20 protein-coding genes are annotated in these 19,243 nt (G+C 68.9%); 6 read left to right on the forward strand and 14 right to left on the reverse strand.

The features are described from left to right. Window positions 1–33 precede the first annotated feature (33 nt). The 3 genes from WDU99_RS09665 to WDU99_RS09675 form a co-directional block, all read right to left on the reverse strand. Window positions 34–975: a sugar ABC transporter permease gene (locus WDU99_RS09665; protein WP_337332241.1), complete on the reverse strand. Its 942-nt coding sequence runs from the start codon at window positions 973–975 to the stop codon at window positions 34–36. Window position 976: 1 nt separating this feature from the next. After that, window positions 977–2,590, reverse strand: a complete 1,614-nt coding sequence (locus WDU99_RS09670) for an ABC transporter permease subunit (RefSeq protein WP_337332242.1) — start codon at window positions 2,588–2,590, stop codon at window positions 977–979. An 88-nt stretch (window positions 2,591–2,678) separates the two neighbouring features. After that, window positions 2,679–3,929 (reverse strand): sugar ABC transporter substrate-binding protein, encoded by a 1,251-nt coding sequence (locus WDU99_RS09675; protein ID WP_337332243.1) that lies wholly within the window; start codon window positions 3,927–3,929, stop codon window positions 2,679–2,681. Between the two features lie 173 nt (window positions 3,930–4,102). On the opposite strand from WDU99_RS09675, the gene WDU99_RS09680 reads away from it, so the two are divergent. Together WDU99_RS09680 and WDU99_RS09685 are read left to right on the forward strand one after the other, a co-directional pair. Continuing rightward, window positions 4,103–4,591: a YajQ family cyclic di-GMP-binding protein gene (locus tag WDU99_RS09680; protein WP_337332244.1), complete on the forward strand. Its 489-nt coding sequence runs from the start codon at window positions 4,103–4,105 to the stop codon at window positions 4,589–4,591. A 150-nt stretch (window positions 4,592–4,741) separates the two neighbouring features. Next, the gene (locus WDU99_RS09685; protein WP_337332245.1) at window positions 4,742–5,383 is read left to right on the forward strand and encodes a GntR family transcriptional regulator; all 642 of its coding nucleotides are present in this window, start codon (window positions 4,742–4,744) and stop codon (window positions 5,381–5,383) included. On the opposite strand, the gene WDU99_RS09690 is transcribed toward WDU99_RS09685, so the two are convergent. The 5 genes from WDU99_RS09690 to WDU99_RS09710 form a co-directional block, all read right to left on the reverse strand. Next, a complete protein-coding gene (locus WDU99_RS09690; RefSeq protein WP_337332246.1) occupies window positions 5,371–6,369 on the reverse strand; it encodes an alpha/beta hydrolase in 999 nt (332 codons plus the stop codon). The genes WDU99_RS09685 and WDU99_RS09690 overlap by 13 nt on opposite strands. 62 nt (window positions 6,370–6,431) lie before the next feature. Further along, window positions 6,432–7,805, reverse strand: coding sequence for an FAD-dependent oxidoreductase (locus WDU99_RS09695; protein WP_337332247.1), 1,374 nt, complete (start codon window positions 7,803–7,805; stop codon window positions 6,432–6,434). A gap of 13 nt (window positions 7,806–7,818) precedes the next feature. Continuing rightward, on the reverse strand, window positions 7,819–8,880 hold the full coding sequence (locus WDU99_RS09700) for a polyprenyl synthetase family protein (protein WP_337332248.1): 1,062 nt from the start codon (window positions 8,878–8,880) through the stop codon (window positions 7,819–7,821). A 25-nt stretch (window positions 8,881–8,905) separates the two neighbouring features. Next, window positions 8,906–10,171 (reverse strand): isochorismate synthase, encoded by a 1,266-nt coding sequence (locus WDU99_RS09705; protein ID WP_337332249.1) that lies wholly within the window; start codon window positions 10,169–10,171, stop codon window positions 8,906–8,908. Window positions 10,172–10,214: 43 nt separating this feature from the next. Beyond that, window positions 10,215–10,760 carry a DUF402 domain-containing protein gene (locus tag WDU99_RS09710; protein WP_337332250.1) on the reverse strand — a complete coding sequence of 182 codons (546 nt, stop codon included), beginning with the start codon at window positions 10,758–10,760 and terminating at the stop codon, window positions 10,215–10,217. 137 nt (window positions 10,761–10,897) lie between these two features. On the opposite strand from WDU99_RS09710, the gene ubiE reads away from it, so the two are divergent. Beyond that, complete coding sequence (gene ubiE / locus WDU99_RS09715) at window positions 10,898–11,611, forward strand: bifunctional demethylmenaquinone methyltransferase/2-methoxy-6-polyprenyl-1,4-benzoquinol methylase UbiE (RefSeq protein WP_337332251.1); 714 nt, start codon at window positions 10,898–10,900, stop codon at window positions 11,609–11,611. 132 nt (window positions 11,612–11,743) lie between these two features. Here ubiE and WDU99_RS09720 read toward each other — a convergent pair whose 3' ends face one another. Beyond that, window positions 11,744–12,592, reverse strand: a complete 849-nt coding sequence (locus tag WDU99_RS09720; protein ID WP_337332252.1) for a polyphosphate kinase 2 family protein — start codon at window positions 12,590–12,592, stop codon at window positions 11,744–11,746. A gap of 77 nt (window positions 12,593–12,669) precedes the next feature. Between WDU99_RS09720 and WDU99_RS09725 the strand changes: the two genes are divergently transcribed. After that, on the forward strand, window positions 12,670–14,235 hold the full coding sequence (locus WDU99_RS09725; protein WP_337332253.1) for a DNA recombination protein RmuC: 1,566 nt from the start codon (window positions 12,670–12,672) through the stop codon (window positions 14,233–14,235). Window positions 14,236–14,344: 109 nt separating this feature from the next. Here the strand turns inward: WDU99_RS09725 and menD are convergent, their stop codons facing one another. Together menD and WDU99_RS09735 are read right to left on the reverse strand one after the other, a co-directional pair. Then, window positions 14,345–16,111 (reverse strand): 2-succinyl-5-enolpyruvyl-6-hydroxy-3-cyclohexene-1-carboxylate synthase, encoded by a 1,767-nt coding sequence (gene menD / locus WDU99_RS09730; protein WP_337332254.1) that lies wholly within the window; start codon window positions 16,109–16,111, stop codon window positions 14,345–14,347. Continuing rightward, window positions 16,108–16,452, reverse strand: coding sequence for a PLDc N-terminal domain-containing protein (locus WDU99_RS09735; RefSeq protein ID WP_337332255.1), 345 nt, complete (start codon window positions 16,450–16,452; stop codon window positions 16,108–16,110). The genes menD and WDU99_RS09735 overlap by 4 nt, the downstream gene beginning before the upstream one ends. A gap of 86 nt (window positions 16,453–16,538) precedes the next feature. Between WDU99_RS09735 and WDU99_RS09740 the strand changes: the two genes are divergently transcribed. Further along, window positions 16,539–16,811, forward strand: coding sequence for a DUF4229 domain-containing protein (locus WDU99_RS09740; RefSeq protein WP_337332256.1), 273 nt, complete (start codon window positions 16,539–16,541; stop codon window positions 16,809–16,811). Between the two features lie 29 nt (window positions 16,812–16,840). Here WDU99_RS09740 and WDU99_RS09745 read toward each other — a convergent pair whose 3' ends face one another. Genes WDU99_RS09745 through WDU99_RS09755 form a run of 3 tightly spaced genes read right to left on the reverse strand, consistent with a single transcriptional unit; the run spans window position 16,841 to window position 18,148 of the window. Continuing rightward, window positions 16,841–17,485: a dihydrofolate reductase family protein gene (locus WDU99_RS09745; RefSeq protein ID WP_337332257.1), complete on the reverse strand. Its 645-nt coding sequence runs from the start codon at window positions 17,483–17,485 to the stop codon at window positions 16,841–16,843. Further along, window positions 17,482–17,781, reverse strand: a complete 300-nt coding sequence (locus tag WDU99_RS09750; protein WP_337332258.1) for a DUF4287 domain-containing protein — start codon at window positions 17,779–17,781, stop codon at window positions 17,482–17,484. The genes WDU99_RS09745 and WDU99_RS09750 overlap by 4 nt, the downstream gene beginning before the upstream one ends. A 10-nt stretch (window positions 17,782–17,791) precedes the next feature. Further along, window positions 17,792–18,148 carry a cupin domain-containing protein gene (locus WDU99_RS09755; RefSeq protein ID WP_337332259.1) on the reverse strand — a complete coding sequence of 119 codons (357 nt, stop codon included), beginning with the start codon at window positions 18,146–18,148 and terminating at the stop codon, window positions 17,792–17,794. A gap of 64 nt (window positions 18,149–18,212) precedes the next feature. Here WDU99_RS09755 and WDU99_RS09760 point away from each other — a divergent pair, with 64 nt between their 5' ends. Next, window positions 18,213–19,235 carry an ArsR/SmtB family transcription factor gene (locus WDU99_RS09760; protein ID WP_337332260.1) on the forward strand — a complete coding sequence of 341 codons (1,023 nt, stop codon included), beginning with the start codon at window positions 18,213–18,215 and terminating at the stop codon, window positions 19,233–19,235. Window positions 19,236–19,243: the final 8 nt, after the last annotated feature.

Consider the following 19,243-nt stretch of genomic DNA (forward strand, 5'->3'; position numbering starts at 1 on the left):
GCGACGGTCTCGCGCCCGCTTCGCCGGCATCCGCTACTTCACGCTTCCTGCGGTCAGACCGCCGACGATGTACTTCTGCAGGGCGAGGAACAGCGCAACCGGCAGGATGGCGGCCAGCACCGCGCCGGCGGCGAAGACACTCCAGTTCTTCGAGAACTCGTCCGAGACGAACTTGTACAGTCCCACGGCGAGGGTCTGCTTGTCGGGGTCGATCAGGATGACGCTGGCCAGCACGAACTCGCTGCTCGTGCCGATGAAGCTCAGCAGTCCGACCACCGCGAGGATCGGCGCGACCAGACGCAGGATGATCGTGAAGAAGATGCGGGCGTGACCGGCGCCGTCGATCTTCGCGGCCTCATCGATGGATGCCGGGACGGTGTTGAAGAACCCGTACATCAGGTAGGTGTTCGCCCCCAGCGCACCGCCGAGGTAGACCATGATCAGACCGATCTGCGTGTTCAGGCCGATCGCGGGGAAGATGTCGCTGATGGTCACCATGATCAGGAAGATGGCGACCATCGCGAGCATCTGCGGGAACATCTGCACGACCAGCAGTGCGGTCAGGCTGAACCGACGGCCCGTGAACCGCATGCGCGAGAACGAGTAGGCGGCGAGCGCGCCGAGCAGCACGGTGAACAGCGCGGTGATCAGGCCGATCACCAGCGTGTTCATGAACCAGGCGGCATACGGATGACGATCGCTGCCGAACAGTTCGACGTAGCTGTCGAGGCTGATCTGGCTGAACAGCGAGTTGGCTGTGAGCAGCGTGCCGCCGGGGTTCAGCGACGCGCTGAACACGTACAGCAGCGGGAACAGCGCGAACACCGTGGCGACGATGCCGACGAGGTGGCGCCAGCCCGTCTCACGGAAGTACTTGCGGAACGGGCGGCGGGGCTCGCGCGCTTCGCCGGGTGTGCCGGCGCCCGCCGTGACGATGGCCGAGGTGGTGGGTTCGGTGGTCTGCGAGGTGCTCATGTCAGTTCAGATCCTCCAGGGCCTTGGTGCGGCGGAACGCGATGACCGAGATGGTCGCCACCAGGATGAAGATGATGATCGAGAAGGCGCTCGCGAGTCCGTAGTCGGACGTCGAGCCCACGAACGCGACCTTGTAGACCATCGTGATGAGGATGTCGGTGGCGCCGACGTTCACCCCCGCGGTGACGTCGCGCGGACCGCCGCCGGTGAGCATGTAGATCAGGCTGAAATTGTTGAAGTTGAACGCGAACGACGAGATCAGCAGCGGCGCGACCGCGACGAACAGCAGCGGCAGCTTGATGCTGCGGAAGATCTGCCAGGCGTTCGCGCCGTCGACGCGCGCGGCCTCCTGCACATCATCCGGGATGGATTGCAGGGCGCCCGTGCAGATCAGGAACATGTACGGGAAGCCGAGCCACAGGTTCACCAGGATGATGCTGAACTTCGCCAGCCATTCATTGGTGAGCCAGGGTATGTCGGCGCCGCCGAAGAGCACGACGTTGAGGAAGCCGAACTCCTGGTTCATCATTCCCGCCCACACCAGCGCGGACAGGAATCCGGGGAAGGCGTACGGCAGGATCATCAGCACCCGGTAGTACTTCTTCGACTTCATGCGCGGGTCGTTGAACACGATCGCGAGGAAGAGCCCGAGCGCGAAGCAGGTGAACACCGACAGGAACGCGAAGACGAACGTCCAGATCAGCACCGAGACGAAGGGCGCGCGGATGGATTCCTCGCTGAAGGCGCGGGTGAAGTTGTCGAAGCCGACCACGATCTTCCAGCCGGGCGTGAGCTCGGTGCCGTCCGCGGCGGTGAACGCGCCGGTTCCGATGTCCGAGTAGACGACGCCGGTACGGGTGTCGGTCATGGTGCCGGCGGCTTCGTCGTACTCGAGCGCCGAGGTGTACACATAGGCGCGCGATCCGTCCGGGGTGCGCAGGGCACCGTCGTTCGGGTCGTCACTGATCGGCACCGACATGTCGGCGATCTGCGACTGGTTCGCGACGATGTCGCCGAAGCTCAGGGCCGTGTAGCCGTCGAGGCCGACGGCCTTGTCGCCGTCCATCTCGGCGCCGTCGACCTGCTCCAGAGGCCGGTCGGTGCCACCGACGGCGACGTCGCCGTCCGGGGCGGTCACCAGGAAGGAGAACTCCCCGAGCTGCTCGAGCACGGTGAGCTCGTAGGCGGGCGAGTCCGGAACGCGCTCCTGCGCGGAGAGCATCAGTGCGTTGACCGCGCTGTCCTTGTCGCTGTTGTGTCCGGTGCCGTAGTTCGTGAACGCGACGTAGCCCGTGTAGAGAGCGGCGAACACCTGGAAGACGAACAGGAACACCAGCCCTGGCATGAGGTACTTGGCCGGAAGCCTGCCGCGACTGAAGTAGATCCAGACGGCCAGCGCCGCCACAGCGACGACGATGACGGCCACCACCCACTGGCCGGTGCGCGAGAGCACGAGACCGGCGTACAGGGCCAGCGCCAGGATCAGGCCGAGCAGCACCACCTTGACCAGCAGCAGGGCCCAGCCGCCGCCGGCGGCTTCGGCGATGCGCGCTGCCCGGCGCTGGCGCGCGGTGGGCGTCACGGTTTCGGTGTCGTGATCATCAACGATCGTCATCGGCGTTCCTCAGCGATGTCAGTGGATTCGGTGCAGGCGGGGACGGAGCGGGACGGCATCCCTGTGGTGCCGTCCCGCCCCGTTCGGACTACTCGCTGATCGCGCCCTGGATGTCGGTCGCCATCTTGTCCCAGAGTGCGACGGGGTCGCCTCCGGTGCCGTTGATGATGGCAGCCTGGGTGACGCCCCAGTACTGCCAGACCGCACCCATCTCGGGGATGCTCGGCATCGGCACGGCGTTCGCGCCGACCTCACCGAAGCCGGCGGTGATCGGGTCGCCGTCGACGGCTGCCTCGAAGGCGCTCGTCAGTGCGGGAGCACGACCGCCGACCTCGTAGAGGGCGGTCTGCACGTCGTCCGAGCCGATGTAGTTCAGCAGGAACTCGTTGGCGGCGAGCTTGTTCTCGCTCTCGGCGCTGAGGAAGAAGCCCTGCACGCCGGCGAACGGCTGTGCGTCCTGGCCACCGGCGGAGGGGATCGGGTCGACGGCGATGTTCAGTCCTGCGTCGACGGCCGCGGGCGCGTTCCACGGACCGGTGAGGAAGAAGGGCGACTTGCCGGCGATGAAGTTCTCCTTGGCGAGGTCACCGGTGATGTTGGTGTTCAGCACGCCGGCCTCGCCCTGCGCGGCGAGCCAGGTGGCGAAGCTCTGGCCGCCCTCGTTGCCGATCTGCAGGTCCTCGGCGTTGTAGCTGCCGTCGTCGTTCTGCCCGAACACGGGGGCTCCGAACGAGGTCTGGAACGGGTACAGGTGGTACGGGTCGGATGCCTCGGGGTCGAGCCCCACGAGGAAGGGGTACTCGGTGCCGGCGGCCTTGCCCTTGGCGATCATATCGTCGAAGTCGGTGGGAGCCTCGGCGACGAGGTCGGTGTTGCGCAGCAGGCCGATGTTCTCGACCGCGTAGGGAACGCCGTACACCTGACCGTCGTAGCTGAACGCGTCGAGGGCGACCTGCTCGAACTCACCGGCGCGGTCGCCGAGCTCGACGGGTGCTGCCACTCCGTTGGAGACGAGGATGCCGAGCCAGTCGTGTGCGCCGACGACCACGTCGGGGCCCTTGCCGGTCGGAGCCTGCTGGACGAACTGGTCGCGGATCTCGCCGAACTCCTTCTGTACGAGCGACACCTTCACACCGGTGTCAGCGGTGAAGTCCTCGGCCGCGGCTTCGAGGACGTCAGCGCGGTCGGCGTCGACCCAGACAGTGATCTGGCCGGAGAAGTCGGCCTCGCTTCCGGAAGCATCCTCTTCGGGAGTGCTGGATGCGCAGCCGGTGAGGACTACTGCTGTTGTCGCGGCGATCGCGCCGAACGCGAGGATGTTCCTCAAGTTCACCTTCATTGGTGTGCCTCTCTTGATGCGGGACCTGCAGGACTGCAAGCGCTTACAGTATGCATGGCGGACGGCGCCCTGTGCAACGTTCGACCGCACCGATATCAAGCCGTAACCGCCGTCGATCCACAAGAGATGCATGGAAGCGCTTCCATGGGTCGCGGGCTGGCTACACTGCCTGTATGGCTGACAGCTCTTTCGACATCGTCTCCAAGGTCGACCACCAGGAGGCCGAGAACGCACTGAACCAGGCCCGCAAGGAGGTCGAGCAGCGCTACGACTTCAAGGGCACCGATGCGTCTATCGCGTGGAGCGGCGAGCAGATCCTCATCAAGGCGAATTCCGAGGAGCGCGCGAAGGCTGTACTGGACGTGTTCCAGTCGAAGCTCATCAAGCGCGGCATCTCACTGAAGAGCCTCGACACCGGCGAACCGTTCGCCAGCGGCAAGGAGTTCCGCATCGTCTCGTCGCTCAAGGACGGCATCTCCAGCGAGAACGCGAAGAAGATCAGCAAGATCATCCGCGACGAGGGCCCCAAGGGCGTGAAGAGCCAGATCCAGGGCGACGAACTGCGTGTGCAGTCCAAGAGCCGCGACGACCTGCAGGCGGTGATCGCCCTGCTCAAGGGCAGCGACCTCGAGGTCGACCTGCAGTTCGTCAACTACCGCTGACGCACCACACGCTCTCGCCCGACGCTTGCCCTCCGGGGAATCAACGCGGGTAGAATACCGGTACGCGGCTGTATGGGGCAGCCGTGTACTGCCGTGGCCTGCTGTGGCAGTGGGTAGCGCCCGCCGTGAGGCGTGCATTGGGGAGCGTACATGGTCGACGTCGAACGACAGCAGCCACCGGGGATCACGCAGCGCAAACAACTGCTGGCCGAAGGACTCTTCCAGCTCATCGGCGGTCGGATCGTCGACGGTGTCCTGGCACCCGGCATGCGGATCCGCGACAGCGAACTGGCCGCCGAGCTCAATGTCTCGCGCACGCCGGTGCGCGAGGCGCTGCAGCGCCTCGAACGCATCGGCCTGGTCATCATGTACCCCAGCCGCTACACCGAGGTGAGCGCCATCACGCCTGAGTCAGAGCTGGTCGCACACGAGTTCGCGGGACTGCAGGCCGGCATCATCGTGCGCCTGTCGTGCCCGCGGCTGACGGAGGACGAGCTCGACACCGTCTCCGCCATGATCGCCGAGATCGCTGGAGCCGTCGACGAGCCGGATGCGTGCTCGCGCGCACGCGGCGCCGTCATCGGGTATCTGGCGGCACGCACGGGCAATCCGCTGCAGCAGGCGCTCGTCGATGAGGCGAGTCTCGCGCTCGCCCGCGCGCTGCGCACCTTCGAGATCACCCGCGCCCACCGGCCCCGTGTGATCACCGGGTGCGCCGACCTCGTCGCCGCCCTGCGCCGTCGCGACGCGGATGCCGCCGAACGCGCCTGCCGCGCGATCTACGGCGTCTGAGCCCAGCCGTCCACCCAGCGTCCCAGCCGGACGTAGGCCTCATCGCGGGCATCCCGTGCTGAGAGGAACACGTCGTGCAGTGCGCCATCGATCCGCTCGACCGTCACCGACGATCCCAGCTTCACCGCCGCCCGAGCGATGTCATCGACGACGAGGACGCTGTCGGCACGCGTCAGCTCGGGCGACCATCTGGTGGGAACGACCGAGCGCTGCGAGAGCAGCACGCACGTCGGCACCGTGATCCCCAGCCCCCGTGAGACGGCGGCATGACCCGCGAACACCGCGCGCAGCCACGCCGCGTGCACGAGCATCGCCTTCTCCGGACGCCAGGCCGGATTCGTCTCGACGGGATCATCGGGATCGGCGACCTCGCGCTGCGCCCGGCTGTAGAAGCCGAGGTCCACTTGCGGGGCGGCGTCCATCGGCCACAGTCGCGCCTGAAGCTCCACCACCGGCGTGATCGCCGAGCGGGCCGCCGCGAGCTGGAACTCGAGCCAGGGCGAGTTCAGGATGATCGCGGCCGCCTGGTCGGGATGCCGCGATGCCCACAGGCTCAGGATCAACCCGCCCGTGGAATGCCCGAACAGCACCAGGCGCCGACCGGTGGCATCCCCCCGCGCCGCGAGCGCGGCGGCGATGTCGGCGTCGTACTCGGCGAGGTCGGTGATGTACCCCGGCGTCTGCCCCGGCCGCAGGCTGCGGCCGTACTTGCGCAGGTCGAGGGCATAGAAACGGGCGCCACGACCGGCCCAGAACCGGGCGAGCCTCTTGTGGAAGAAGTAGTCCGACCAGCCGTGCACGTACAGCACGTCGACGTCGGCGAGCGGTCGGCGATCACGACCCCACCGCATCGGATGCCACCATGGCGCCCGCTCCGGGAGCAGGCGCACCACGGTCGCGACGATCTCGCCCTCGGAATCGTCGCCGAGTGGCAGCGTCTGCTGCTCGAAACCGTCACCGAGGACATCCGGTGTCCACTCCCCCATGGTGACCACCCTATCCAGCCCTTCGACAGGCTCAGGGACCCCCTCGCCAGGCTCAGGGACGATCACTCCGCGCGCGAGACCCGCACCATCTCGTCACGCGGCACGACCTTCACGCGCGCCCGCTCCTGGGCCGCCCCCAGCTCGATCTCGTGCTCGTCCAGACGGTGCCAGCCGTCGAGATCGGTCCATTTCACGCCACGCTCGGCGAGAAGTGCCGGGATCGCGTCGTCGGAGGTGTTCTCCGGCTGCCACCACGAGCCCTGGTCGTTGATCAGATGACGCACGGTCTCCATGGCATCCGACTTGGTGTGACCGATCAGGCCCACCGGTCCCCGCTTGATCCAGCCGGTGGCGTAGATGCCGGGCACGCGCTGGTTCGACTTGGCCTCGAGCACCTGACCCTCGCGGTTGGGGATCACACCGTGCTTCTTGTCGAAGGGCACCCCTGGAAGCGGCGACCCGAAGTAGCCGACCGCGCGGTACAGACCCTGCATCGGGATCTCACGCAGCTCGCCCGTGCCCACGGCTCCCCCGGCGCCGTCGGACTTCGTGCGCTCGTACACGAGGGCGGCGACACGGCCGTTCTCGTCGGTGCGCACCTCGACGGGGCGCGCCCAGAAGTGCAGGTGCAGGCGGCGGGACGCCGTACCGCCGGCGTTGTTCACGGAGTCGAGCTTGCGCCACGACTGCATGATGCGGTCCATCACCATGACCTGCTTGTTGCTGGCCACCGCCTGCCGCGAGGCCTCGTCGTAGTCGAAGTCCTCGTCGTAGACGACCATGTCGACGTCGCGCAGCTCACCGAGCTCGCGCAGCTCGAGCGGGGTGAACTTCACCTGCGCAGGGCCCCGACGGCCGAAGATGTGCACGTCGGTGACGGCGCTCTTCTTCAGTCCCTGGTACACGTTGTCGGGCACCTCGGTGACCAGCAGGTCGTCGGCGTGCTTGGCGAGCATGCGCGACACGTCGAGTGCGACGTTGCCGTTGCCGATGACGCCGACCGACGCGGCGTCCAGGGACCAGTCGCGCGGCACATCGGGATGACCGTCGAACCAGCTGACGTACTCGGCGGCGCCGTACGAGCCCTCGGCGTCGATCCCGGGGATGTCGAGGGACGTGTCGCGCACCGCGCCGGTGGCGAAGATCACGGCGTTGTAGTGGCGCTTGAGGTCGTCGAGCGTGATGTCCTCGCCGAAGCGCACGTTGCCGAAGATGCGGATGTCCCCGCGATCGAGAACGTCGCGCAGCGCGTTGACAATGCCCTTGATGCGCGGGTGGTCGGGGGCGACGCCATAGCGAACCAGACCGTAGGGGGCGGGGAGCTGCTCGAACAGGTCGATGGAGACATCGAACTTGCGCTCCGCCTTGAGCAGGATGTCGGCGGCGTAGATGCCCGCCGGTCCTGCCCCGACGATGGCCAGCTTGAGCTTCGTCATGGGGTTCCTTCCGTCAGCTGCTGCGATCAGCGAGAGTCTGCGCGAACCGGGTCAGCGCTTCGCGCACGGTGCCGGTGGGCAGCGGCGCCAGCACGGCGATCGCGTCTGAGGTCCAGGTGCGCGCCAGATCGAGGGTCTGGGCGGTGGCCGCGTTGTCGCGCAGTTCGGCGAGCGGGCCGTCGAGCAGCTCCGGATCGGCGCCGTCGGCGATGCGGGCGACACCCTCGTCGATGCGGCGCGCGAGATCGACGTCCGCTGCCGCGGTGGAGGTCTTCAGCAGCAGTGACGGCATGGTCGGTACCCCGGCACGCAGATCTGTGCCTGGTACCTTGCCGGTCTCCTCGGCATCGGCAGACAGGTCGATGACATCGTCGAGCAGCTGGAAGGCCACGCCGACCTTCTCGCCGTACACGCGCAACGGCTCCTCGTAGTCGACCGGGGCGTTCGAGAAGATCACGCCACCCTGCGTGGCCGCGGCGATCAGCGACCCCGTCTTGTCGGCGAGCACCTGCAGGTAGAACTCGATCGGATCGTCGCCCGGCTGCGCGCCGACGGTCTCATGCAGCTGTCCGAGCACGAGCCGCTCGAACGTGTCGGCCTGAAGGCGCATGGCGCGATCGCCGTAGCGCGACATGATCTGGCTTGCGCGGGAGAACAGGATGTCGCCGGTGAGGATGGCGACGTTGTTGCCCCATACGGCGTGCGCGGCAGGAACGCCGCGTCGGGTATCGGCGCCGTCCATGACGTCGTCATGGTAGAGCGAGCCGAGATGAGTGATCTCGAGGGCTGTCGCGACGTCGATGACGGGCCGGATGTTGCCGTCGCCGAGCTGTGCAGTCAGCAGGGTAAGCACGGGGCGGATGCGCTTGCCACCCGCCTCGTAGAGGTACCGCGCCGCAGCATCCGCGATCGGGTCGGCGACCTTGACCTCCTCGGCCAGCGAGGCCTCGACCAGCTCCAGCCCGTCTTCGATGCGGGCGGCGACGCGCCGACCTGCGGTGCCGAGGAAGACGCGGTCGCTGAAGCCCAGACGGCTCGCTAGGCGCGTGCCCGGGGAAGCGGGGCTCGAAGTCACGAGTTCAACCCTACCTGCGGGCGGTTCAGGCGAGCGCATCGACGAGCGGCCGGAACTTCACACGGGTCTCGAGCAGCTCCGACTCCGGGTCGCTGCCGGCGACGATGCCCGCGCCGGCATATGCGGTCACCCGCCGTGCACCGGAGGCCTCGTCGGGGGCATCCGAGAACTGCGCGCAGCGCAGCGCGATCGCCCACTCGCCGTCGCCGGATGCGTCGATCCACCCCACCGGACCCGCATAGCGGCCACGGTCGAACGGCTCGATGCGCGCGATCGCGGCGACGGCGACATCGGTCGGAGTGCCGGCCACCGCAGCGGTCGGATGCAGCGCACCGACAAGGTCGAGCGACGAGGCGCCGTCGGTGAGATCGCCCTCGACGTCGGTTGCGAGGTGGAACAGATTCGGCAGCTCGAGGATGAACGGATCGCCGCTGGTCTCGAGTGCGCGCGTGTGCGGACGCAGCGACGTCAGCACGCTCTGCACGGCGAAGTCGTGCTCGGCGACGTCCTTCGCGCTGGCGGCCAGAGCGGCGGATGCCGTGGCATCCTCTTCCGGATCGGCGCCGCGCGCGGCGGTGCCGGCGAGAACCCGCGCGGTCACGATGCGCTCGTGCGCGGTGACCAGCGTCTCCGGGCTCGCGCCGATCAGTCCGTCGACGGCAAAGGTCCAGGTGTCGGGGTAGCCCGTGGCGAGGGCGCGCACCAGGCGGCGCAGATCGGCGTCGCCGGGGACGGTGCCGGTGAGATCGCGCGCGAGCACGACCTTGCTGTACTCACCGTCGGCGATCTCGTCGAGGGCGAGGCGCACAGCATCCTGATACCCCTGCGGGGTCTGCGCGCCCGGCCCGACGCGTCCGGCCCAGTGCGGCCCGTATGCGGTGGGCACGGCGAGCGGCTCGGCCTCGGCGTCCACGGGATGGATGCGGGTGATCCAGCTGCGCCCGTCCCGTCGGCCGATCACGGTCTGCGGCACGACGAGCACGCTGTCGGCGCGTGAGCCCTCGTCGAAGACGAGGACCCCGAAGCCCACCAGACCGGTGCCGGGCAGGGCGAGCGGATCGTCGATCTCAGCATCCGCCGCGATCGCGCGCCAGGCGTCGGCGATGATGTCGCTGCGCAGCCGCTGCTGCCCCGCCGGGATGCGGATCGACGCCGCGATCCCGTCGCCGGCGGCCACGATCCCCTCGCCACGGCGCAGCCATGCCAGCGGCCGGGTGGCGGAGGTGTGTGCCAGCAGGTCGTCGACGGGTGGGATCTCGCGGGTCTGCGCGACCAGACGGATGCTGCTCACGGTGCCAGTTTAGTGGGCGGCGGCGCGGCGCCGACCGCGCCGCTCACAGCCCCAGGGCGTGCAGGCGGTCGAGCCAGGCGTCGGCCGTGGCGTCGTCGAAGGGCGGATGCTGTGCGCGCACCTGCTGCTCGAGCTCGAGGGCCACCGCCTCGAGATGATCCATGACCTCGACCGGGTAACCGAAGCGCAGGCTGTGCTCGGCCCACTCGTCGCGGTCGTCGACGTACGTGCCCTGCTCGTTGACTCTGCGCACGACATCGAGGTCCATGTCGATGCCGGTCACCTCGCGCGGGCCCGTCCACCGCAGGTCCCACGCCAGGTCGATGTAGATCCGCAGCGCGCGGGGATGGTTCCGGTGCACGGTGAGGGCGTAGTCGGAGCGGCCGACGGGGATCAGCGTGACATTCGGAGTCTCGGCGACGAACTCGTAACCGGGTCGCACGCTGTTCCACCCGACCGGCTGGCCGAGCCAATCGCCCCAGTCATCGCTGCCGAGGTACACGCAGTCGCCACCCCAATGCTGGGAGCCGTCCCACTTGCGCCACCGCATGGTCATCACGGTTCCGGGCTCTGGTCGCTGCGCACTCACCCCGGGAGTCTACGGGGCGGCCGCGTGCGCCTGCCGCGGGATTGTGCGCTTCGCGCGGACGGATATCCGGATTCGGTCCGCGGGAGGCGCACTTCTCCGCGCGAAGCGCACAGCATCCGCCGCCGTAGGATCGAGTCATGACCCCGTCGAACCGCGCCGACCTCGGCAAGGACCCCTCACACGTCAGCGGCATGTTCGATCAGGTCGCCAAGGGCTACGACCGCACGAACACCGTGATGACGCTGGGCAACGACGCGCTGTGGCGCGCGGCGACCACACGTGCCGTGGCGCCGAAGCGGGGGGAGCGGATCCTCGACCTCGCCGCGGGTACCGCGTCGTCGTCGGCGTCGCTGGCCGGCAGCGGCGCACAGGTCGTCGCAGCCGACTTCTCGCCGGGGATGCTGGCCGAGGGGCGCCGTCGACACGGTCACCTTCCGAACATCACCTTCGTCGAGGCGGATGCCACGGATCTGCCGTTCGGCGATGACGAGTTCGACGCGGTGACCATGTCATACGGGCTGCGCAATGTCCAGCATCCGAAGAAGGCGCTGGCCGAGCTGTTTCGGGTCACCAAGCCGGGCGGACGCCTGGTGATCAACGAGTTCTCCACCCCGCCGAACGGGTTCTTCCGCGGCTTCTACACGTTCTACAACGCCCAGGTGCTGCCGCGGGTGGCGCGTCTTGCCGGCACCAACGGCGACGCGTACGACTACCTGAACGAGTCGATCCGCGACTGGCCCGATCAGCGCACCCTGGCAGGGTGGATCCGCGAGGCCGGCTGGACGCACGTCGAGTACCGCAACCTGTCGTTCGGGATCGTGGCGCTGCACAGGGCCCGCAAGCCGCGCTGAGCCCGCCCTCCCGCCGAAGCCCCCTCTGGTCGCCGGCGCCCCCTCTGAATGGCGTTGCCAGGCGGGGGCGTGGACGGCCAGAGGGGGCGCCGGCGTTATGCGGCACGGCGGCATCACGCGGCGACCCGCGGATCAGCTCGAGGCGAGGCGCTTCTTCTCGGCCTCGACGTCGAAATCGGCGGCCGGCCACTGCGGATCGATCCGCTGCAGCACGTCGAGCAGCAGCTCCTGCACGGCCAGGCGCGCATACCACTTGTGGTTCGCCGGCACGACATACCAGGGCGCGGCGGCCGTGACAGTGCGCTCGAACACCGTCTGATAGGCCGCCATGTACTCATCCCAGCGCAAGCGCTCGTCGACGTCGCCGGGGTTGTACTTCCAGTGCTTGTCCGGCCGGTCGAGCCGCTCCATCAGCCGTTCCTTCTGCTCATCGCGCGAGATGTGCAGCATCACCTTGACGATGCGGGTGCCCGAGTCGGCGATGCGACGCTCGAAATCGACGATCGCCCCGTACCGGCGCTCGATCTCGGCCGGGTCAGCCAGACCGTGCACCCTGCCGATGAGCACGTCCTCGTAGTGCGAGCGGTCGAACACCCCGATGAAGCCTGGAGCGGGAAGGCGCTTTTCCACACGCCAGAGGAAGTCGTGCGCGAGCTCGTCGGGCGTCGGCTGCTTGAACGCCGCCAGCTCGACGCCCTGCGGATCGACGCCGCCGACGACGTGGCGCACGATCCCGCCCTTGCCGGCCGTGTCCATCGCCTGCAGCACGAGAAGCACCGCGTCGGCACGCTCGTCGCGATTCGCATAGAGGCGCTCCTGCAGGTCGTCCAGCTCCGTCTCGCGGTGCGTGAGCACACGCTCCCCGTCGTGCTTGTGACCGTGGAACCCGGGCGTCGCATCCGCATCGACATCAGCCAGGCGGAACCCGTCGCCCACCCGCAGCAGTTCGACCGGATCGCCTGTCCATCCGTGCTTGCTCATGAGGACATCATGCTCCCCCGAGGGTCGGGCTGCGCGGTGCGCCCGTCGTGTCGGTGGCCTCCGGCACAATCGGATGCATGGACACCTCGCTTCTGACCATCGTGGTCGCCGTGCTGGCCGCGGCGCTGGCCGGCGGACTCGGCTTCCTGCTGGGCGCCCAGCGCGGGCGCTCGCACGACACCGCCCAGCGGGCCGAGTCGGCGGCCGCGGCGCTGCGCATCGATGCGCTCGAACGCGACGCCCAGGCGCTGCGCGCCGAGACCGCCACCCGTGTGCAGGAGGAGCGCGCGCTCGCCGATCGGCGCGTCACCGAGGCGCATCAGCGGGGCGAGAAGACAGTGGCGGATGCCAGGGCCGAGGCGCACGCACGTCTCGAGCACGAGCGTGCCGAGCATGTGCGACGACTGGCCGAAGTGCGCGATGAGGCCGAGTCCGACCTCGCCATGGAGCGCCGCCGGGCGGCCGACCGCCTCGACGAGCTTCGCTCCGACCAGAAGCGGCTCGCCGACGAATTCGATGCGCTCAGCCGCAAGGCGCTGGAGGCGAACGCGAAGACGTTCCTGCAGCAGGCCGAGGAGCGCCTCAAGCGCAGCCAGAGCGAGGGTGCCGCTGAGCTGCAGAAGCGCCAGGACGCGGTGCAGCAGCTGATCGAGCCGATCCAGAAGACGCTCGACACCGTCAAGAGCGAGATGAGCACCGCCGAGAAGTCGCGGCTCGAGGCGAATGCGGCGCTCACCGAGCAGCTGCAGCACATGCGGCAGTCGTCCGAGACGCTCGGATCGGAGACGCGGAACCTCGTGAACGCGCTGCGCGCACCGCAGGTGCGGGGCCGCTGGGGCGAGCTGCAGCTGCGCCGGGTGGTCGAGGCGTCGGGCATGGTCAACCACGTCGACTTCGACGAGCAGCTGCACCACAGCACCGACGAGGGGGCGCTGCGGCCCGACCTCGTGGTGCATCTCGCCGGCGACAAGCGCGTCGTCGTCGACTCGAAGGTGGCGTTCAGCGGCTACCTCGAGGCCATGGAGGCGACCGACGACGCCGTGCGCACCCAGCGGCTGCAGGCGCACGCGCGGCATCTGAAGAAGCACATCGACGACCTCGGCGCCAAGGAGTACTGGGATGTCGTGGCGGGCTCCCCCGAGTTCGTCGTGATGTTCGTGCCGGCCGAGCCGTTCCTCGCCGCAGCCCTCGACCAGGATGCGACGCTGTACGAGTACGCGTTCGAGCGCAACGTCGTGATCGCCACGCCCTCGACGCTCATCGCGCTGCTGCGCACCGTCGGCCACGCCTGGCGCCAGGACCAGCTCGCGCAGGAGGCGCAGCAGATCTTCACGGTCGGCAAGGAGCTGCACAAGCGGCTGGGTACGCTCGGACAGCACCTGGCCAAGCTCGGCAAGAGCCTGAACTCCACCGTCGACGCCTACAACCGCTTCGCCGGGTCGCTCGACCGCAACGTGGTCACCCAGGCGCGCCGGTTCAGCGCACTGCAGGGGCTCGACGATGTGCTCGCCGACGCGTCACCGGTTGAGGCGCAGGCGGTGGCCCCGCAGAAGAGCGACCTGTACGAGCCGCACGACGAGCCGGCGCAGATCGAGCGCTACGCCAGCGCCGACGTCAGCGAGCTCACGCAGCGTCTCGACTGACTCGAGACGACGGGCCCCGGTTCCTGAGCGAGCGCAGCGAGCGTCGTACTGAGCGAGCGCAGCGAGTCGAAGTGACGAAGGACACCCCGGGTTCCCGGGGACAGCTCGCTCAGCGATCCAGCGGAACCTCGATGATCTGCGGTCCGGCGACCGGCGATGTCAGAGCCTGATCCAACGCGGAACGCGTGCTGACCTGCGTGAACTCCCAGCCGTAGGCATCAGCGATCTCACGCAGCTTCGCCGTGTGCGGCGTGTAGAAGGCCCGGTCGAGATCCTCCGCCGCGGCCGAACCCGCGACCTCGAGCCCGTCGAAGATCGTGCCGCCACCGTCGTTGCCGACGATCACCTGGATGCGCGGCATCGGCTCGTCTGCGGGCAGCAGCAGCGCGCCCACATCGTGCAGGAACGCCAGATCGCCCAGCAGCACCCGGGTCACCCCGGGTGAGCCCTCCGACTGGCTCGCGAGCGCGATGCCGATCGCCGTCGCGACCGTGCCATCGATGCCGGCCAGGCCGCGATTCGCGTGCACCGGCACCTTCTTGCCGCCGAGCACCTGATCGGCCACGCGCACCAGGCGGGATGAGCCGAACATCAGACGGTCGTGCGGCCAGGTCGCCCGCCACACGGCATCCACCAGGATCTCGCGGTCGACGCGGGCCCGCACGGCGTCGAGCTCGGCGCGCACCGCATCCAGCCGGGCGGACTTGTCGTCCGAAGACAGTCCGTCGTGATCCGGAGCGGGTGCGCTGAGGTCGATCGTCACCGCCTTCGACGCCGTCATCCACGCGCCCAGCCAGGCCCGATCGACGTCGCCGGGGGCGACTGTCACCGCCGCGAGTGCCATGGTGCGTCCGTTGAGGTCGAGGGCCTCTCCCCCGCGGCGCACGGCCAGCACGTCGAGTTCGTCGCGGGCCAGCAGCGCCGCGACCTCACGGCTGAGCGTCGGATGCCCGAAGACCACGGCGCGCTCGATGCGGCCGCCCAGCGACTCGTCCCGCAGCAGTTCGCGATACCCGTGCACGACCAGGCGACCGAAACGCGCGCCGCTGACGACCTCCGCGATCAGCGGCCAGCCGCCGGCATGCGCCAGCTCTTCAGCATCCGACCCGGCGTCCGCGCCGGCGATCACCACCGTGCGCGGACCCCGCGACAGCACCACGGGCTCGGCCGACGGCACGGCCGGCGCTTCTCCGGCGACGGCGGCCAGGGTCCCGCCCGCCGCCGACAGGGGCTCGCGGGCCGGCAGGTTCAGGTGCACGGGACCGGCGACCCCGGCCAGTCCGTCCCCTTCGAGCCCGAGCGCCGCGCGCACGGCACGCCCGCCCAGGCCGCTCCAGGCGGTCGCCGTCGGGAATCTCGGATCATCCGTGCCCTCACCGGCGTGTCCGGGCGCGACGCGCCTCCCGGCATCCGAATCATCCGGGGTTTCCGACATCGGAGCCGCACCGTCGACGGGAACGGGCGCGTCGACCTGCATCCGCACGAACGGTCCGAAGATCCCGGGCTGGATGGTCGCCTGATTGGCTCCGACCCCGCGCAGCTCGGGAGGGCGGTCGGCGGTGAGCAGCAGCAGCGGGATGCCCGAGTGGAACGCCTCCATGGTCGCGGGCAGCAGATTGCCGGCCGCAGTGCCCGAGGTGCACACCACGGCGACGGGCACACCCGTCTCGCGCGCGATGCCCAGCGCGGTGAATCCGGCGACGCGCTCGTCGATCCGCACGTGCACGCGCAGCGCACCGGTCCGGGCGAGCGAGGTCGCGGCCAGCGCGAGCGCCTGGGAACGCGACCCAGGGGCGAGCACCACATCGCGCACGCCGTGGCCGATCAGCTCGCTCAGCAGCGCGGCGGCCGCATCGCTCGCGGGCGACGACGTCACGAGCGCGGATCCGCGCCGTCGGCCTCGTCATCGAGCCGGGCGAGCTCCTCTTCCAGCTTACGGATGCGGGCATCCGCCTCAGCGTCGCTCATGCGACGCAGGACCTCGGCGTCATCGTCAGGCCCGAGGGGCACGGTCTCCTGCGACGTGTCACCGCGACGTCGTCGCCCGAGTGCGAACCAGAGGATGCCTCCGACCACCGGTAGCAGGACCACGATGAGCACCCAGATGCCCTTCGAGACACCGCGGTGCCGGGACGCCGGTTGCGCGGCCACGTCGACGATGCTGAACACCCAGAAGATGACAGCCAGAAAACCACCGACGATAAGGACACGCGCCATACTCCCAGTGTAGGTCGCGTCTGGGGCGACGGCACGGCGGAACCGACGCTCAGCCCTCACCTAGCCCTCGCTCGTAGACTGGGGCGGTGAAGTTGCCACCCCTCCTCGTCTACACCGTGCTGCGCCTGCTGGCGTTCGCCGTGCCGCTCGCGATCATGTGGCTCTTCTTCCCCATCTTCCGCGAGTACTGGTGGCTCGCCGCGCTGTTCGCCGCACTGATCGGCATGAGCATCTCGCTGCTGTTCCTTCGTGCGCCGCTGTCGCAGGCATCCCGCGAGATCTACGAGAAGCGCAGTGCGTCTTCACGCACGAGCGAGGCGGATGAGGACGTCGAGGACCAGGCGAGTCCGAACGACTGACATCGTGCGCCTGGCACGCTGAGCCGTGGTCAGCTCCGCTGGAAGGTGACGTGCGTCACGCCGCTCTCGGCGACCTCGCTGCTGACCTCGTAACCGTTCTCGAGGCCCCGGAGGCCCTCCCAGATGCTCTCGCCACGACCGAGCACGATCGGAGCGACCGCGAGGTGCAGTCGGTCGACCAGTCCCGCGGCGAGGAACTGGCGCGCGACGGACACACCGCCGCCGACCCGCACATCTGCTTCGCCCGCGATCTCCGATGCTCTGGCCAGCGCATCCTGCGGTGACGCCTTGACGAAGTGGAAGACGGTCCCGTTCGCGAACTCGATCGACGGTCGCGGCGTGCGGGTGAGCACGAGCACGGGGATGCGGAAGGGCGGATCCTCTCCCCACCATCCGCGCCAGTGCGGATCGTCACCGTGCAGGTGCAGTCCGAACATGCCGGCCCCCATGATCTCCGCGCCGGTCCCGACGAAGTACTGCGCCGCGTACTTCTCATCGATGCCTGTGGTTCCGGCGCCGGATGTGTCGCCGAGCACGCGCTCGCGCATCGTGCGCGTGGCGAGGTAGGCCGCCACGAGCCGGTCCCAGTCCGCGCCCATCGGATTCTCCGCGGTCTGATCGGCGGTCGACGCGAATCCGTCGAGCGAGATGTTCAGGTCCACCTTGACGGTCATGCTGCACCGCCCGCCGGGTTGGTGGCCTTGCCGTCGAGCCACAGCATGTCCGACGGGTCGGCGTGAGTACCCCCGCTGCCGACGTGCTTGTCGCTGATCTGCGGGCCCTTCGTGATCACGTGCACGAGCGCCATGGCGTGCCCGCGACCGAGGTCGTAGTCGTTCTTCAGCCACTCCACGATCGGCGTCGCCTTGGTACCCGCGCCGAAGCCGCGCTCGGATGCCAGGTCGATGAACTGCCGGGGCGTGATGCCGGTCTTGGTCTCGATGTTGTCGAGGTAGCTCTGGAAGGACATTGCTCTCCGGTCAGTCGATGACGGTCTGGATGATGACGGCGGACGCGTGGATGCCGATCAAGCGCATCGTGCCCGTGCCGGTGTTGGTGAACTTGTGCGGCACATAGGCGGGCCCGGTGACGGTGTCGCCGGCGGTGGCGACGATCTGCTCATCGCCGACGACGAAGGTGACGTCGCCCTCCAGCACGACCCACGTCTCGGCATAGGGATGCCAATGCAGCTGGGCCCCCTGCCCCGGCTGGTTGTCGACGTAGAAGTACGACACCCCGGCGCCGTGATCGCTGCCCTGGAACCGCCGGCTGCGACCGTTGCCCAGCAGGATCTCGTTCGCTGCGACAAGCGTCGGCTCAGCGAGTGTGTTGACCATGGCCTGCTCCTCTCGTGCGGGGTTCACTCTTCCGCGCAACGAACGCGCACTCTAGAGTTTCGATGTGCATCGAAACTTGCCGATCGAGGGCGTGGAGCACCCGGATCACCGGGTGGAGTTCCGGCTCAGTCCCGGCGACATCCAGGCCGTGCGCTTCGGCATCTCGCCGGGCCACGAACTGGTGCATGCCGTGCGCGCGCTGCTGCGCCCCGCTCGGCATCCGCTGCAGTGGGGGTGGCTGCGCGAAGCGCGCGATCAGGTGCCCACCGAGGCTTTCCGCCTGCTCGCCGATGTGATCGGCGTCGATGGTTACGTGCCGGACTTCCTCACCACTGCACCCCGCTGGGATCTCACCCCCGATGACGAACTCGCCGCCCTGCGCGCCGCCGCACCCGCGGGAATGCGAGTGGACTTCGGCAAGATGGTGCTCCGCTCCACAGGACGGCGGCAGGCCGCTCTGCGACGCATGCAGGCGCGCCCCGAACGGGCGCGCGCGCTGATCGCCGAAGCATGGCAACGCGTGTGGGATGCCGCACTGGCCCCGATCTGGCCGCAGCTGGAGCGCATGCTTCGGGCCGATGTCGCAGTGCGCTCGCGCACGATCGCGACCGACGGCATCGGTCGCATGGCGTCGGGCATCCACTCCGCCGTCAGCTGGGGTGATGACGCCGTGCGCGTCGCTCTGCGTCGGCACAGCGAGCAGGTCGACTGCCGCGGCTCGGGGATGGTGCTGGTGCCGTCGGTGATGGGATCGCTCGGATGCATGGTGCTCACCGAGCCGCCCGCGCAGCCGACCCTGTTCTATCCGGCGCAGGGAGTGACGGCCGGGTGGGCGCACGACGGCGTCGACACCGCGACGGCGCTGTCGACGCTGATGGGCGAGGCGCGCGCCGAGATCCTGCTCGCTTCGCACGTCGCGCGCACCACCTCGCAGGTGGCTGCCGACACCGGGATCGCGGTGTCGACGGCATCCCACCACCTGAGCGTGCTGCGCGCGTCGGGTCTGGTGACAAGCACACGGGACGGGAATCGGATGCTGCACCTGCGCACCCCGCTCGGAGAGGCGGTCGTCGGCGCGACGCTCTGAGCCGTCCG

It is taken from the genome of Microbacterium bandirmense, from assembly GCF_037204185.1.
GTDB classification, from domain to species: Bacteria; Actinomycetota; Actinomycetes; order Actinomycetales; family Microbacteriaceae; genus Microbacterium; species Microbacterium bandirmense.

What these genes read in the sequence shown, in the direction of transcription:
- ubiE (WP_337332251.1), top strand. Translation starts at nt 10,898, where the DNA reads ATGACCCCGTCGAACCGCGCCGACCTCGGCAAGGACCCCTCACACGTC.
- WDU99_RS09745 (WP_337332257.1), bottom strand. Translation starts at nt 17,485, where the DNA reads ATGACCGTCAAGGTGGACCTGAACATCTCGCTCGACGGATTCGCGTCG.
- WDU99_RS09685 (WP_337332245.1), top strand. Translation starts at nt 4,742, where the DNA reads ATGGTCGACGTCGAACGACAGCAGCCACCGGGGATCACGCAGCGCAAA.
- WDU99_RS09750 (WP_337332258.1), bottom strand. Translation starts at nt 17,781, where the DNA reads ATGTCCTTCCAGAGCTACCTCGACAACATCGAGACCAAGACCGGCATC.
- WDU99_RS09720 (WP_337332252.1), bottom strand. Translation starts at nt 12,592, where the DNA reads ATGAGCAAGCACGGATGGACAGGCGATCCGGTCGAACTGCTGCGGGTG.
- WDU99_RS09690 (WP_337332246.1), bottom strand. Translation starts at nt 6,369, where the DNA reads ATGGGGGAGTGGACACCGGATGTCCTCGGTGACGGTTTCGAGCAGCAG.
- WDU99_RS09680 (WP_337332244.1), top strand. Translation starts at nt 4,103, where the DNA reads ATGGCTGACAGCTCTTTCGACATCGTCTCCAAGGTCGACCACCAGGAG.
- WDU99_RS09665 (WP_337332241.1), bottom strand. Translation starts at nt 975, where the DNA reads ATGAGCACCTCGCAGACCACCGAACCCACCACCTCGGCCATCGTCACG.
- WDU99_RS09725 (WP_337332253.1), top strand. Translation starts at nt 12,670, where the DNA reads ATGGACACCTCGCTTCTGACCATCGTGGTCGCCGTGCTGGCCGCGGCG.
- WDU99_RS09675 (WP_337332243.1), bottom strand. Translation starts at nt 3,929, where the DNA reads ATGAAGGTGAACTTGAGGAACATCCTCGCGTTCGGCGCGATCGCCGCG.
- WDU99_RS09670 (WP_337332242.1), bottom strand. Translation starts at nt 2,590, where the DNA reads ATGACGATCGTTGATGATCACGACACCGAAACCGTGACGCCCACCGCG.
- WDU99_RS09755 (WP_337332259.1), bottom strand. Translation starts at nt 18,148, where the DNA reads ATGGTCAACACACTCGCTGAGCCGACGCTTGTCGCAGCGAACGAGATC.
- WDU99_RS09695 (WP_337332247.1), bottom strand. Translation starts at nt 7,805, where the DNA reads ATGACGAAGCTCAAGCTGGCCATCGTCGGGGCAGGACCGGCGGGCATC.
- WDU99_RS09735 (WP_337332255.1), bottom strand. Translation starts at nt 16,452, where the DNA reads ATGGCGCGTGTCCTTATCGTCGGTGGTTTTCTGGCTGTCATCTTCTGG.